At 70.3% G+C, this 13,300-nt stretch carries 13 protein-coding genes; 7 read left to right on the top strand and 6 right to left on the bottom strand.

Translation table 11 applies throughout. The annotated features are described in order from the left end of the window. The 3 genes from HA630_RS17590 to HA630_RS17580 all read right to left on the bottom strand — a co-directional run. On the bottom strand, positions 1 to 714 hold a 714-nt coding region (locus HA630_RS17590), incomplete at its 3' end, for a hypothetical protein (RefSeq protein WP_208300147.1). 156 nt (positions 715 to 870) lie between these two features. After that, the gene (locus HA630_RS17585; protein ID WP_166836378.1) at positions 871 to 1,611 is read right to left on the bottom strand and encodes a sulfite exporter TauE/SafE family protein; all 741 of its coding nucleotides are present in this window, start codon (positions 1,609 to 1,611) and stop codon (positions 871 to 873) included. 4 nt (positions 1,612 to 1,615) lie between these two features. After that, positions 1,616 to 2,512 (bottom strand): LysR substrate-binding domain-containing protein, encoded by an 897-nt coding sequence (locus HA630_RS17580; protein WP_166836377.1) that lies wholly within the window; start codon positions 2,510 to 2,512, stop codon positions 1,616 to 1,618. Between the two features lie 109 nt (positions 2,513 to 2,621). On the opposite strand from HA630_RS17580, the gene HA630_RS17575 reads away from it, so the two are divergent. The 5 genes from HA630_RS17575 to HA630_RS17555 all read left to right on the top strand — a co-directional run bounded on the left by HA630_RS17575 (position 2,622) and on the right by HA630_RS17555 (position 8,313). Further along, complete coding sequence (locus tag HA630_RS17575; RefSeq protein WP_166836375.1) at positions 2,622 to 3,665, top strand: aromatic ring-hydroxylating dioxygenase subunit alpha; 1,044 nt, start codon at positions 2,622 to 2,624, stop codon at positions 3,663 to 3,665. Further along, positions 3,662 to 4,615, top strand: a complete 954-nt coding sequence (locus tag HA630_RS17570) for a PDR/VanB family oxidoreductase (protein WP_166836374.1) — start codon at positions 3,662 to 3,664, stop codon at positions 4,613 to 4,615. Before HA630_RS17575 ends, HA630_RS17570 begins: the two co-directional genes overlap by 4 nt. An 11-nt stretch (positions 4,616 to 4,626) precedes the next feature. Further along, positions 4,627 to 5,385, top strand: coding sequence for an SDR family oxidoreductase (locus tag HA630_RS17565; RefSeq protein WP_166836372.1), 759 nt, complete (start codon positions 4,627 to 4,629; stop codon positions 5,383 to 5,385). Continuing rightward, complete coding sequence (locus HA630_RS17560; RefSeq protein WP_166836371.1) at positions 5,382 to 6,821, top strand: NAD-dependent succinate-semialdehyde dehydrogenase; 1,440 nt, start codon at positions 5,382 to 5,384, stop codon at positions 6,819 to 6,821. Before HA630_RS17565 ends, HA630_RS17560 begins: the two co-directional genes overlap by 4 nt. A gap of 100 nt (positions 6,822 to 6,921) precedes the next feature. Then, positions 6,922 to 8,313, top strand: coding sequence for an NYN domain-containing protein (locus tag HA630_RS17555; protein WP_166836369.1), 1,392 nt, complete (start codon positions 6,922 to 6,924; stop codon positions 8,311 to 8,313). On the opposite strand, the gene HA630_RS17550 is transcribed toward HA630_RS17555, so the two are convergent. Further along, positions 8,280 to 8,723, bottom strand: a complete 444-nt coding sequence (locus tag HA630_RS17550; protein WP_166836368.1) for a DUF4148 domain-containing protein — start codon at positions 8,721 to 8,723, stop codon at positions 8,280 to 8,282. The two genes, HA630_RS17555 and HA630_RS17550, sit on opposite strands and share 34 nt — an antisense overlap. Before the next feature lie 188 nt (positions 8,724 to 8,911). Between HA630_RS17550 and HA630_RS17545 the strand changes: the two genes are divergently transcribed. Further along, entirely contained in the window at positions 8,912 to 9,850 is a 939-nt protein-coding gene (locus HA630_RS17545) for a LysR family transcriptional regulator (protein ID WP_166836367.1), read from the top strand. Between the two features lie 43 nt (positions 9,851 to 9,893). Here the strand turns inward: HA630_RS17545 and HA630_RS17540 are convergent, their stop codons facing one another. Both HA630_RS17540 and HA630_RS17535 read right to left on the bottom strand, forming a co-directional pair. Next, positions 9,894 to 10,781, bottom strand: a complete 888-nt coding sequence (locus HA630_RS17540) for a class I SAM-dependent methyltransferase (protein ID WP_166836365.1) — start codon at positions 10,779 to 10,781, stop codon at positions 9,894 to 9,896. A gap of 109 nt (positions 10,782 to 10,890) precedes the next feature. Further along, positions 10,891 to 11,823, bottom strand: coding sequence for a LysR family transcriptional regulator (locus HA630_RS17535; protein ID WP_166836364.1), 933 nt, complete (start codon positions 11,821 to 11,823; stop codon positions 10,891 to 10,893). A gap of 96 nt (positions 11,824 to 11,919) precedes the next feature. Here HA630_RS17535 and HA630_RS17530 point away from each other — a divergent pair, with 96 nt between their 5' ends. Further along, on the top strand, positions 11,920 to 13,299 hold the full coding sequence (locus HA630_RS17530) for an aspartate aminotransferase family protein (RefSeq protein WP_166836363.1): 1,380 nt from the start codon (positions 11,920 to 11,922) through the stop codon (positions 13,297 to 13,299). Position 13,300: the final 1 nt, after the last annotated feature.

Here is a 13,300-nt window from a genome sequence, read left to right as displayed (position 1 = left end):
CACGAAGGACGGCGCGGTGATGCTGCCGGCCAGGTCGGTCACGTCGGTGGCGTAGGACAGGGTCTTGAGGCCGTTGGCGTCGGAGACGGAGTAGCCGGCGAAGGCGTCCACCGTCTTGCCCGAGATGATCTCGTGGCTGCGCGCCGCCGGCGCGGCCACCACGCCGGCCCCGGCGGCTTCGAGCATCGTGGCCGCCACGCCGGGCAGGGCGTACACCTTGCGGCCCTTGATCTTGTCGACGCCGTCGAGTGGCCCTTTCATGCCGAACAGCACGCCGGGGGGCAGCACGAACATGGCCAGCACCTGCACGTCGTCCAGTTCCTTGGCCTTGGCAAAGTGCTTCTGGTAGGTGCGCCACAAGGCGACCGAGCTGCCGCGGGCCGTGGTGTTGACGAACGGCAGCTGGGCCACCTGGTTCAGCTTGACCTGTTCGGCCAGCAGCCCATGAAACTGGTAGGCGATGTCGAACACCCCTTTGTTCACGCTGGCCAGCTGCTGGTGGGGCGCGGCCAGGCTGGAGGGTGCCACGTCCACCTTGACCCGGCCTTCGGTGACCTGGCCGATCTTTTCGGCCCAGGGCTTGATCACCAGGCTGGTGACCGGGTGCTGGGGGGCCAGGAAGCTGTTCAAGAGCAAGGGGCTGCTTTGCGCCATGGCGCCCAGCGGCAGGGCGAGCAGCAGTGCGGAGGCACAGAGGGTGCGGCGAACGTTCACGGTTTGTCTCCTGTTGTATGGGGGGTGAACGGGCATGATAGGGAGCCGGTTGTGCAAGCTGCAAATCGATTTTTTGCAGCATTGATCAGAAATTTGAATAACAAAGCAGCGGGGCCGCGCGGGGTGGCGCGGCCAGCCGTGCCGGTGCGGGCGGGCTTACAGCCAGAGGTGCCGGGTGAGCGACAGCCCACTGACCACCAGCAGCACGGCCATGGTGCGCCGCATGACCGGGGGCGGGATGTGGCGCGCCAGCCGGTTGCCCAGGATGACGCCGACGGCCGCCACCGGCAGGCCCACGGCCCAGCGCTGCAGGGTGTGGGCGCTGTCGATCTGGCCCGAGCCGGCCAGAACCGCGATGGCCACCGAGCCTGCCACCACCATCACCACCGGCACGGTGGCCCGGACCTCGGCGACGCTCGCCAAGCGCCGCTGCAGCAACGCCAGCACCACCGGCCCGGCCGTGGCAAACATCACCTCGATGACCCCGATCAGGCCGCTGCCCAGGTGGTAGCCCAGGCGGGAGTGCGGGGTGGCGGGGCCTGCGGCCGTCTGGCGCAGGGCGCGCAAGCCCACCCCGGCGATGTAGAGCCCCAGCACGAACAGCGGCCACCGCTTGTCCAGCTGGCCCAGCAGCCACAGGCCGACCAGCGAGCCCGCCGCCATGCCCGGCAGCATGGCCCCCAGGGCCCGCCAGCGCACCTGCCGCAGGTTCAGGCCGCCATGCAGCATGGAGGCCGGTACGTCCAGCAGGATGGCCAGCGCGACCACTTCGGGCAGCGGCCATTGCCAGGCCAGCAAGGGAACGGTGACCAGGGCCGAGCCAAAGCCGGTGATGCCCAGCACCAGGTAGCCGGCGAGCAGCACGCCGGCGGGGTAGATCCATTCGTGCCAGTCCATGGGGTCAGTCGTTGCGCAGCGCGTAATGCTGGATCCAACGGATCAGGCCGGCGGCCGCGGGGGTGAGGGGCAGGTCGTGGCGGCGCAGCACGAAGATGGTCGGGCTCGGCAGGGGGTCCTCGATCGGGAGGATGCACAGCTGGTCCTTGTAGGCGTTGCGTTCGTACAAACCGCGGGGCATGGTGGTGAGCATGTCGCTGTGTGCCAGCACACCCGGCAAGGCCAGGAAGGACTCGCAGACGATGCCCAGCTTGGGCTCGGGCAGCCCGAGCCGGGCGAAGGCGTCGCGGATGATGGCGCCCGGCCCGCGCGGCGCACTGGAGAACGCCCAGCGGCATTCCTGCAGTTCGGCCAGCCGGGTGGCGTGGGCTTTGGCGTGGCTGCGTTGGCCGACGATGACCACATCGCTCACGTGCAGGGCCTGCGCTTCCAGGTCGGCGTCGAGGTCGTGCTTGTGGGCCGCGGTCAGGGCAAAGTCCAGCGTGCCATCGCGCAGCTGGGGCGAGACCGAGGGGTAGAGCCCGTCGCGCACGTTCACGGTGACCGCCGGGAACTCGCGTGCAAAGCTGGCCAACGCCTGCGGCAAGGGGCCCAGCGCGATGGCGGGCGAGGTGGCGAACGTCACGTGCCCTTCCCAGTGGCCGCGCAGCTGGCCGATTTCCTCGTGCGCCCGGCGGCTTTCCGACACGATCAGTCGCGCGTGCTTCATGAAGGCCTGGCCGAAGGGTGTGAGGCTGACGCCGCGCTTGGTGCGTACCAGCAGGGGGGCTTTGAGCTCCTCTTCCAGCTGCTGGATGGCGGCGGACAGGGCCGGTTGCGACAGATGCAGCAGCTGGGCGGCCGCCCGCAAGCTGCCCACTTCTTCGATGTAAATCAGCGCCTGCAGGGTCTGGAGCTTCATGTCATGCCCTCTGGGTGATTGGAAAATCCGATCATATTCTCGAAAAATCGAATTGTTCTATGCAGATGGCCGCACTAGCATCAGCGCAAACCCTAGAGGAGACCGATTCATGTTTGTACGCAATTGCTGGTATGTGGCCGCCTGGGACATCGAAGTCCCGCAAGAAGGCCTGTTTCACCGAACGCTGCTCAACGAGCCGGTGCTGCTGTACCGCGATACCCAGGGCCGCGTGGTGGCGCTGGAAAACCGCTGCTGCCACCGCTCGGCCCCGCTGCACATTGGCCGCAAGGAGGGCGACTGCGTGCGCTGCATGTACCACGGCCTGAAGTTCGACCCCACCGGCGCCTGCGTGGAAATTCCCGGTCAGGAACAGATCCCGCCCAAAACCTGCATCAAGCGCTACCCGGTGGTGGAGCGCAACCGGCTGGTCTGGATCTGGATGGGCGATCCGGCGCGCGCCAACCCGGACGACATCGTCGACTACTTCTGGCACGACTCGCCCGAATGGCGCATGAAGCCCGGCTACATCCACTACCAGGCCAGCTACAAGCTCATCATCGACAACCTGCTCGACTTCACCCACCTGGCCTGGGTGCACCCCACCACGCTGGGAACCGACAGCGCGGCCGACCTCAAGCCCAAGATCGAGCGCGACACCACCGGCAACGGCACGCTGACCATCAGCCGCTGGTACCTCAACGACGAGATGCCCAACCTGCACAAGGGCGTGGCCAAGTTCGAGGGCAAGGTGGACCGCTGGCAGGTGTACCAGTGGTCGCCGCCTGCGCTGTTGCGCATGGATGCCGGCTCGGCACCGGCCGGCACTGGCGCGCCCGACGGCTACCGCGTGCCCGAGGCGGTGCAGTTCCGCCACACCTCCATCCAGACCCCCGAGACGGAAACCACCAGCCACTACTGGTTCTGCCAGGCACGCAACTTCGACCTCGACGACGAGGCCATGACCGAGAAGATCTTCCAGGGCGTGGTGGTGGCCTTCGAGGAAGACCGCACGATGATCGAGGCGCAGCAGAAGATCCTCAACCTTGTGCCCGAGCGCCCGATGGTGCCGATTGCGGCCGACGCCGGCCTGAACCAGGCCCGCTGGCTGCTCGACCGCCTGGCCAAGGCCGAATCGGCCGAGGGGCAGGCATGAGCGCCGACATAGACGTCACCGTCGTCGGACTCCGCGCGGTGGCCCGCGACGTGCTGGCCGTGGAGCTGAAGCACAAGTCCGGGCAAGCCCTGCCCGGGGCCCAGGCCGGCGCCCACATCGACCTGGCCCTGGGCAACGGGCTGGTGCGCCAGTACTCGCTGGTCAACGCCACGGGTCAGACCAGCATGGGCAGCTACGTGGTGGCCGTGGGCTGGGACGCAAACAGCCGGGGCGGCTCGGTCTGGGTCCACGAAAAGCTCAAGGTCGGCCAGTCGCTGCGGGTGAGCGCGCCACGCAATCTGTTCGAGATGGCAGCGGAACACCGCCGCGTGCTGCTGCTGGCCGGTGGCATTGGCATCACCCCCATCTATGCCATGGCACAGGCCTGTGCACAGCGGGGCCTGGACTTCGAGCTGTGGGCCAGTGCCCGTTCGGCCCCGCGCCTGGCCTACCTGGAAGAGTTGAAGGCCTTGGCGGGCGAGCGCTTGCACCTGCATTTCGACGACGAGCAGGGCGGCCCGATGGACCTGGCCCCGCGCCTGCAGACCCAGCGCTGGGATGCGGTGTATGCCTGTGGCCCGGCCCCCATGCTGGACGCCTTGACCGCCGCGACCCCGCACTGGGCCCCTGGTTCGGTGCGCATGGAGCGCTTCAAGGGCGCCGAAGTGCCGGCCAGCGAACGGCAGCCGTTTGAGCTCACGCTGCAGCGCGCCGGCCTGACCACCACGGTCGGCGCCCACGAAAGCGTGCTCGACGCCATGGAACGTCTGGGCGTGGACTACCCCTGGTCGTGCCGCGAAGGCATCTGCGGCACCTGCGAAGCGCCGGTGCTGGACGGCGCGGTGCAGCACTTGGACTACGTGCTGTCGCCCGAGGAGCGCGCCGAGCAGCGGCGCATGATGGTCTGCGTGTCACGTTGTGGCGGCGGCCGTCTGGTTCTGGACATCTGAAAGCAAACACCATGAATATGCAAGACAAGGTCGCCATCGTCACCGGTGGCGCATCGGGGTTTGGTGCGGCCATCGCGCGCCGCCTGAGCCAGGCGGGGGCCGCGGTGATGGTGGCCGACCTCAACGCCGAGGGCGCCCAGCGCCTGGCCGATGAACTGACCGCCACTGGCGGCCGGGCGGCGGCCGTGGCCTGTGACGTGTCCCGCGAGGCCGATTACCGCCGCATGGTGGACGTCACCGTCCAGCAGTTGGGCGGGCTGGACATCGTGGTCAACAACGCCGGCACCACCCACCGCAACAAGCCGGCACTGCAGGTGACCGAAGACGAGTTCGATCGCGTCTACCGCGTCAACCTGAAAAGCGTGTACTGGGCGGCGCAGTGCGCGCTGCCACACTTCGCGGCCCAGGGCCACGGCGTGATGGTGAACGTGGCCTCCACCACTGGGGTGCGTCCCGGTCCCGGGCTGACCTGGTACAGCGGCAGCAAGGCCGCCATGATCAACCTCACCAAGGGCCTGGCGCTGGAGTTCGCCCGTGCCGGGGTGCGCATCAACGCGGTCAACCCCATGATCGGCGAAACCCCCATGATGGCCGACTTCATGGGCATGGAAGACACGCCCGCCAACCGCGAGAAGTTCCTGGCCCGCATTCCGCTGGGCCGCTTCACCCGGCCCGACGACGTGGCCTCGGCCGTCGCTTTCCTGGCGTCCGACGAGGCGAGTTTCCTGACCGGCGTCTGCCTGGACGTGGACGGGGGGCGCAACATATGAGCACGCCCACGGTCGACTACCGCTGCCCCCCGCTGCTGCTGGGCGGCGAATGGCGCACCGGCCGCCATGCCCAGCGGCTGGCGGTGCACAACCCGGCCACCGGCGAGCGGCTGGACGAGCTGGCCCTGGCCAGCGCCGACGACCTGCAGTTGGCCCTGCAGACCACCCACAAGGCCTTTGACCACTGGCGCCAGGTGCCGGCGCACGAGCGCTGCGCCCGGCTGGAGCGCGGCGTGGCCCGCCTGCGCGAGCACACCGAACGCATCGCCACCCTGCTGACGCTGGAGCAGGGCAAGCCGCTGGCGGAAGCCCGCGCCGAATGCGCCATGGCGGCCGACCTGATCAAGTGGTACGCCGAGGAGGCGCGCCGCGTCTACGGCCGCGTCATTCCGGCCCGCCTGCCGAACAGCCGCATGGACGTGCTGAAGTTCCCGGTGGGGCCGGTGGCGGCGTTGTCGCCCTGGAACTTCCCGCTGGTGCTGTCGGCGCGCAAGATCGGTGGCGCCCTGGCGGCCGGCTGCTCCATCGTCGTCAAGGGGGCCGAAGAAACCCCGGCCAGCGTCGCCGCCATGGTTGACTGCCTGAACCAGGAATTGCCGCCCGGCGTGCTGCAACTGGTGTATGGCGTGCCCAGCGAGGTGTCGGAGGCTTTGATCCGCTCGCCCATCATCCGAAAGGTCACCTTCACCGGCTCGGTGCCGGTGGGGCGCCACCTGGCCGGCATGGCGGCGCAACACCTCAAACGCATCACGCTGGAACTGGGCGGGCACGCACCGGTGATCGTCTGCCGCGATGCCGACCTGCAGCGCACCGTCAACCTGATGGTGCAGCACAAGTTCCGCAACGCCGGGCAGGCCTGCCTGGCCCCGACCCGTTTCTTCGTGGACCGTCAGGTCTATGGCGACTTCGTCGACGCCTTTGGTGCCGCCACCCAGGCCTTGCGCCTGGGCGCCGGCCTGGACCCCGCGACCCAGATGGGGCCGGTGGCCAGCGCGCGCCGCCAGGCGGCGGTGCAGGACCTGATCGACCGCTCGGTGGCCATGGGCGCGCGCCCGGTCGTCGGGTCGGCGCCCGCCACCGGCTGCTTTGTGCCCCCCACCTTGCTGGCCGATGTGCCCAGCGCGGCCCCCGTGCTGACCGAGGAGCCGTTCGGCCCGGTGGCCTGTGCCCTGCCGTTCGACACGCTGGACGAAGCGATTGGCGCGGCCAACGCCAACCCCTACGGGCTGGCCGGCTACCTGTTCACCGACTCGGCCAAGGCCATCCTCGCGGTGTCCGAGCGCCTGGAGGTGGGCAGCCTGGCCATCAACGGCATGGGCGTGTCGGTGCCGGAGGCGCCGTTTGGCGGGGTCAAGGACAGCGGCTACGGCAGCGAATCCGGCACCGAGGGCATGGAGGCCTTCCTCGACACCAAGTTCACGCACTTCGTGGCTTGAGCCGGGCCGGGGCGCCGGGGGCGTGGTTCTCGGCACACCGGTCGGCCCCAGCGCGCCCCAATCCGTATGATGGGAGACCCTCCACCACCCGAGCACCCGCATGGCCACCCCTCCCGACAACCTGAGCATGGCGCTCTTTTGCGATTTCGAGAACGTCGCGCTCGGCGTGCGCGACGCCCACTACGACAAGTTCGACATCAAGAAAATCCTGGAGCGCCTGCTGCTCAAGGGCAGCATCGTGGTGAAGAAGGCCTACTGCGACTGGGAGCGCTACAAGGGCTTCAAAGCCACCATGCACGAGGCCAACTTCGAGCTGATCGAGATCCCGCACGTGCGCCAGTCGGGCAAGAACTCGGCCGACATCCGGCTGGTGGTGGACGCGCTGGACCTGTGCTACACCAAAAGCCACGTCAACACCTTCGTCATCATCAGCGGCGATTCGGACTTTTCGCCGTTGGTGTCCAAGCTGCGCGAGAACGCCAAGCAGGTGATCGGGGTGGGGGTGAAGCAGTCCACCTCGGACCTGCTGATCGCCAACTGCGACGAGTTCATTTTTTACGACGACCTGGTGCGCGAAAGCCAGCGCAACCAGGCCCGGCGCCAGCCGGCCGACGCGGCGCCGCGCCGCACGCCGGAAGAGGAGCGCCAGCGCAAGGACAGCCTGGAGGCGCGGCGCAGCCAGGCCATCGAGATGGCGGTGGAAACTTTCGAGGCGCTGGTGGCCGAGCGCGGCGACACGGGCAAGATCTGGGCGTCGATGCTGAAGGAGGCGATCAAGCGGCGCAAGCCCGACTTCAGCGAGGGCTATTACGGCTTCCGCACCTTCGGCACCCTGCTGGAAGAGGCGCAGGCGCGCGGCCTGCTGGAGTTTGGCCGCGACGACAAGTCGGGCGCCTACGTGTTCCGCCGCAGCGGCGCGGTGCCGGCCCCGCTGCCGACCGAGCGTGCAGCGCCCGAGCGGGGGCGGGCCGAGCGCCCGGCCGTGGAGCGGGCAGAGGCCCCGGCCGAGCACCCGGTGACGAGCTATTTCCACCAGCCGGCGCTGGCACCGGTGCCGGTGGATGACGCGATTGAAGCCGCTGCGCCCGAGGCCGATGCCGCAGACACCCCGCCACCCGCCCCCCGGCGGCGCGGCCGGGGCGGGCGGTCGTCTGCCACCGCCCGAGGCCAGGAGGGGCCGGCGGCGCCAGCGCCCTCGGGGGGGGTGGAGGCCGCCGCCCCCGAGGCCGCAACGGCCGCAACGGCCACTACACCCGCCGAGCCAGCTCCGGCCGCTCCTGCTGCGGCCCCGCGCGGCCGCGCACGCCGCCCGGCCCGGTCGGCCAGTGCCGCCCCCACGGCAGACGCGCCTGTGGGGGCCGAAGCCCCCAGCGTCGCCCCGGTGCCGCCTGCCAGTGAGGCGGCGGCCGAGGCCGATGCGCCCGCGCGCAGGGCCGCGGCGCGGCCCCGGCGCCCGCGTCAGCCGCCGAAACCGGCGGCGTCCGACGCCTGAGCCTCGCGCGTCTGGCCCGGTTGCGCGGCCAGGGGGTAGCGGTCCGGGTACACGTCCTTCAGCAGGCGGCCGGACTCGCTGTCGGCCATCACGTTCCCGGTGCGAACGGCTTCGGCCAGCTCGGCCTTGACTTGGGCGCGGGTCTTGCCGCCGGTGGCGGGGGCCACCACGGCCAGCGTTTGGGCGGGTTTCGCTGTGGCCGCGGCCAGGGGGTAGCGGTCCGGGTACACCTCGTTCATCAGGCGGCCGGTTTCGCCGTCGGCCATCACGTTCCCGGTGCGAACGGCTTCGGCCAGCTCGGCCTTGACCTGGGCGCGGGTCTTGCCCACGGGGGCGTCTTGGGCCAGCGCCGGGCCGGTCAACAGGGCGGCCACGGTCAGGGCGAGGGCGGAATAGGCGGTGCGGTTCATGGTTCGGTCCTTTCAAGCAACACAGGGGTGGCGGGGGCCGGGCCCCATGCCCGGTGATCGCCACGTCGGCGGGGCTGGAGGCCAGCGCGTTGCCGATGGATGAACTTTAAAATTCCAGAGACAATAGATAAACAGCCTGAGCATTCACTCGGTGTTCCGAAAATAGAAACAATCTGCGGGAAACTTCCATGGACCGATTGCTGTCGATGCGGGTGTTTGAACGGGTGGTGGCCGAAGGCGGTTTCGCCGCCGCCGCCCGGGCGCTGGACCTGTCGCCGCCGGTGGTGACCCGGCTGGTGGCCGACCTGGAAGAACACCTGGGCGCCCGCTTGCTGCAGCGCACCACCCGCCGCCTGGCGCTGACCGACGCCGGCCACGCCTATCTGGGCCGGGTTCGCGCCATCCTGCAGGACATCGACGAGGCCGACGCCGCCGCCGGCGAGCACACGCGCGGCCTGTCGGGCGTGTTGCGGCTGCACGCCCCGCCGGTGCTGGCCACCTACGTGCTGGCGCCGCTGCTGGCCGCTTTCCGCGAGCGCTACCCGCTGATCCGGCTGGATGTGGAGGTGGAAAGCACCGCCGCGCCTCCGATCGAGGACTTCGACATCACCCTGCTGGCCACCGACGAACATTTCGACGCCGGCATCGTGGCGCGCAAGCTGATCGAGTCCGAGGTGATGCTGGTGGCCGCGCCCGCCTACCTGGCCCGGCGTGGGGTGCCCGCCACGCCACAGGACCTGGCCCGGCACGACTGCCTGCGGGTGCGGCTGCCGCTGGTTCGCACGCGCACCTGGGTGCTGTGGCCGGCACACGACCCGGACCAGACCGAAACCGTGACGGTGGAGCCGGTGCTGCAGGTCAACCACACCGACACCGTGTTGCGCGCCGCGCTGGACGGTGCCGGCATTTGCGCCATGACGGTGGACGTGGGCGGCGCCTACCTGACCCGGGGCGAACTGGTGCGGGTGCTGGCGCCGTGGATTCTGGGGCGGCTGTCGCTCTACGCCGCCATGCCCAGCCGCAAATTCGTGCCGCAGCGCACCCGGGTGTTCATGGACTTTCTTACCGAGCACGTCCGCGCCTTGCGGGCCCAGGCCCTGGCGGCGTGCAGCGGCCGGGTGGCCTGAGCCGGCCTGCGGCCGGGTGCCTTCGTTGCCGTGGCCTGAGGCCTCAGTCGCGCAGGGTGAGGTGGGCCATGCCGTACAGCGGCGCGCCCAGCCAGGGCTGCCACCAGGCTTCACCGGCCAGGCCGGCCCAGCCGTAGCACTCCGCCACGCTGCGCAGCGCCTGCAGCACCAGGCGCGGGTGGGGCGCGGTCAGCTCGTCCACCCGGTGCAGGCCCCAGCGGAACTGGGCGCCGGTGGGGCCCACGCTGGGGTGGTGCTGGGCCCGGCCCACGGCCAGGTGCGACAGGGTGTCTAGCAGCAGCGCCGAGCCGCGTGGCGCCTGCGCGGCGAATTCGCGCAGCACCGCCTGCGCCTGTGCCGGCTCCAGGTACATCAGCACCCCTTCGCACAGCAGGAACACCGGGCAGGCGCTGTCGCGGCCGGGCAGGCCCAGCCGCTGCCACCAGCCGGGCTGGCTCAGGTCCACCATGGCGTTGCCGGCGCGCGGGCTGGCGGGCGGCAGCAGTTCGCGGCGCAACGTCGCCACCTCGGGCAGGTCGGCGTCGATCCAGTGGTTGTGGCTGTTGTCCAGCCACTGGAAATGGCTGGACAGGCCGCAGCCCAGGTTCACCCCCAGGGCCTGGGGGTGCTGGGCAAAAAAGGCCTGCCCCACGGCCTTGAGCAGGGCGGTGCGCCACAGCACGTTGACCACCGTGGTCCGGTCGGCCAGGTAGGGCCGCGCGTCCACCGCCAGGCAGTCCAGTAGCCCGGCGGCGTGGTCGTCGTGGCAGTCCAGCCAGGGCAGGCCCTGGCCCCCGCCGGCCCGTGCTGCCAGGGGAATGAGCAGGGTGCTGGGCACCGCGTGCAGGGACGCGGCGCTGACGCCGCAGGGGCGTTCGCTGCGAGGACCGGTGCAGTGGGTGCGGCCACAGCGCCGAAGGACCGGGTTCATGGTCTCCCCCTTGGGGCCCGGCTGGGGGGCGCCCTTGGTTGTGGTGTTGTGCCCCCACCTTAGCCGCGAACCGGCCGCGAAGCAAGCGGGGTTTGCGCTCGGTGGCGGCCTAGACCGGCGCCGGGTGGACGCGGCGCAGCGCCTCCAGAAAAGCCTGCGTCAAACGCAGCGGCGCCGGCGACTGGCGCACGATGGCGGCGAAGCGGCAGGTGTAGCGCAGCACCTCCGGGGCCACTGCGCGCATCTGGCCGTGGCGCACAAAGCCCTCGGCGTAGTGGTCCGGCAGAAAACCCACGAAAGCGCCCGACAGCACCAGCGTGGCCACCGCCTCCTGGTCGGAGGCGGTCGCGCGCCGCTCCAGCCGGTGCCGGTGCGCCAGCGCCAGGTTGGGCGAGTGGTAGCCCAGCGCGGCCAAGTCCTGTTGGCGCAGGTCGTCCCAGCCCAGCGCGGCGTCGGGCGCGCCGAACCAGGCGTGGCCCCGGCCGGCGTACAGCTGCATGGTTTCGCCAAACAGGTCGGTGTAGGCCAGCGTGGTCGATGGCCGGTGCTCGGGGATCACCCCCAGGTGGTAGCGGCCGTCGATGACGCCGCGCTCGATCATGCCGATGGGCCCCACGTGCAGGTGCAGCGTGGCCTGGGGCGCGGCCTGGCGAAAACCGGCCACGGCGGCGGCGATGCGGGCCTGCGGGTTGGAGGCGGTTTTCTCGAACAGGGCCACGTGCAGGTCGCCGCCCAGGCGGCGGTGGATGTCGTGCAGGCGGCCGCGGAAGGCGTCGGTGGCGGCCAGCAGGCCCAGCGCCGCGTCGTACACCTGCTCGCCTTCGGGCGTGAGCGCAAAGCCGCCGCGGCCACGCCGGCACAGCACCAGGCCCAGCCGGGTTTCCAGGTCTTTGACGTGCCGGCTGATGGTGGAGACGGCGATGTTCAGCTCCAGCTCGGCCGAGGCCATGCCGCCGCACTCCACCACGCTTTTGAACACGCGCAGCAGGCGCAGGTCGGCGTCGCCCAGCTGGCCCAGCACCGCGAGGTTTTTCACTTGCATGAACGTTCAACCAAGCATGGGTATTTCGTCATGGATGAGAGTATTGCAGGCTTACACAATGAGCGCACCCGTGTTTGACCCGACCCCTTTGCCCCCATGGACCTGACCGACAGCCAGCACCTGACCCCCACCACCCCCCCGCGCACCGACGCCGCCTGGCTGTCGGCGCACTGGATGCCCTACACCGGCAACCGCCAGTTCCTGGCGCAGCCGCGCCTGATCACCGGCGCCCAGGGGGCCTACCTGATCGACGCCGACGGCCGCCGCATCTTCGACGGCCTGTCGGGCCTGTGGACCACCGGCCTGGGCCACTGCCGCGCCGAGATCGCCCAAGCCGTGGCGCGCCAGGTGGCCACGCTGGACTATTCGCCCGCCTTCCAGTTCGGCCACCCGCTGTCGTTCCAGCTGGCCAACCAGATCGTCGAGCGCATGCCCGCCGGGCTGGGCCATGTGTTCTTCACCGGCTCGGGCTCCGAGTCGGCCGACACCGCCCTGAAAATGGCCCGCGCCTACTGGCGCGCCAAGGGGCAGGCCAGCAAGACCCGGCTGATCGGCCGCGTCAAGGGCTACCACGGGGTCAACTTCGGCGGCATTTCGGTGGGCGGCATCGCGGCCAACCGCAAGCTGTTCGGCCAGGGGGTGGACGCCGACCACCTGCCCCACACCCAGCCGCCCAACGGCTCCTTCTTCCGCGGTCTGCCGCCGGCCGAGGGCCGGGGTGCCTACCCGGGCGCTGCGCTGGCCGACGAACTGCTCAACCTCATCGCCCTGCACGACGCGTCCAACATCGCGGCCGTCATCGTCGAGCCCATGAGCGGTTCGGCCGGCGTGGTGGTGCCGCCGCAGGGCTACCTGCAACGCCTGCGTGAAATTTGCACGGCCCACCACATCCTGCTGATTTTTGACGAGGTCATCACCGGCTTCGGCCGGATGGGGGCCTGGACCGGGGCCGAGGCCTTCGGGGTGACGCCGGACATCCTGAACTTTGCCAAACAGGTGACCAACGGCGCCCAGCCGCTGGGCGGGGTGGTGGCCACGCGCGAGATTTACGACACCTTCATGGCCAGCGGCGGCCCGGACTACCTGCTGGAGTTCCCGCACGGCTACACCTATTCGGCGCACCCGGTGGCCTGCGCCGCCGGCATCGCCTGCATGGACCTGCTGGCGCGCGAGGACGCCCCGCAGCGGGCGCGCGAGCTGGCGCCGCACTTCGAGCGCGCGGTGCACGGCCTGCAGGGCGCCCGGCACGTGGCCGACATCCGCAACGCCGGCCTGGCCGCGGGCTTCACCATCGACCCGGTGCCGGGCGAGCCGGCCAAGCGCCCGTTCCAGATCGCCATGGCCATGCTGGCCAAGGGCTATTACGTGCGCTACGGCGGCGACACCATCCAGCTGGCGCCGCCCTTCGTCAGCACCCCGGCCGAGATCGACAGCCTGGTCAGCGCGCTGGGCGACACGCTGCAGGCCATCGACTGAC

The sequence above is a fragment of the Aquabacterium sp. A08 genome (assembly GCF_011742065.1).
Note: the sequence above shows the minus strand (reverse complement) of the source record. Positions and strands in the feature narration are given on the sequence as shown.

Coding starts and splice junctions, on each gene's coding strand:
- HA630_RS17560 (WP_166836371.1), top strand. CDS start 5,382: ATGAGCACGCCCACGGTCGACTACCGCTGCCCCCCGCTGCTGCTGGGC.
- HA630_RS17555 (WP_166836369.1), top strand. CDS start 6,922: ATGGCCACCCCTCCCGACAACCTGAGCATGGCGCTCTTTTGCGATTTC.
- HA630_RS17530 (WP_166836363.1), top strand. CDS start 11,920: ATGGACCTGACCGACAGCCAGCACCTGACCCCCACCACCCCCCCGCGC.
- HA630_RS17570 (WP_166836374.1), top strand. CDS start 3,662: ATGAGCGCCGACATAGACGTCACCGTCGTCGGACTCCGCGCGGTGGCC.
- HA630_RS17585 (WP_166836378.1), bottom strand. CDS start 1,611: ATGGACTGGCACGAATGGATCTACCCCGCCGGCGTGCTGCTCGCCGGC.
- HA630_RS17545 (WP_166836367.1), top strand. CDS start 8,912: ATGGACCGATTGCTGTCGATGCGGGTGTTTGAACGGGTGGTGGCCGAA.
- HA630_RS17565 (WP_166836372.1), top strand. CDS start 4,627: ATGAATATGCAAGACAAGGTCGCCATCGTCACCGGTGGCGCATCGGGG.
- HA630_RS17540 (WP_166836365.1), bottom strand. CDS start 10,781: ATGAACCCGGTCCTTCGGCGCTGTGGCCGCACCCACTGCACCGGTCCT.
- HA630_RS17550 (WP_166836368.1), bottom strand. CDS start 8,723: ATGAACCGCACCGCCTATTCCGCCCTCGCCCTGACCGTGGCCGCCCTG.
- HA630_RS17575 (WP_166836375.1), top strand. CDS start 2,622: ATGTTTGTACGCAATTGCTGGTATGTGGCCGCCTGGGACATCGAAGTC.
- HA630_RS17535 (WP_166836364.1), bottom strand. CDS start 11,823: ATGCAAGTGAAAAACCTCGCGGTGCTGGGCCAGCTGGGCGACGCCGAC.
- HA630_RS17580 (WP_166836377.1), bottom strand. CDS start 2,512: ATGAAGCTCCAGACCCTGCAGGCGCTGATTTACATCGAAGAAGTGGGC.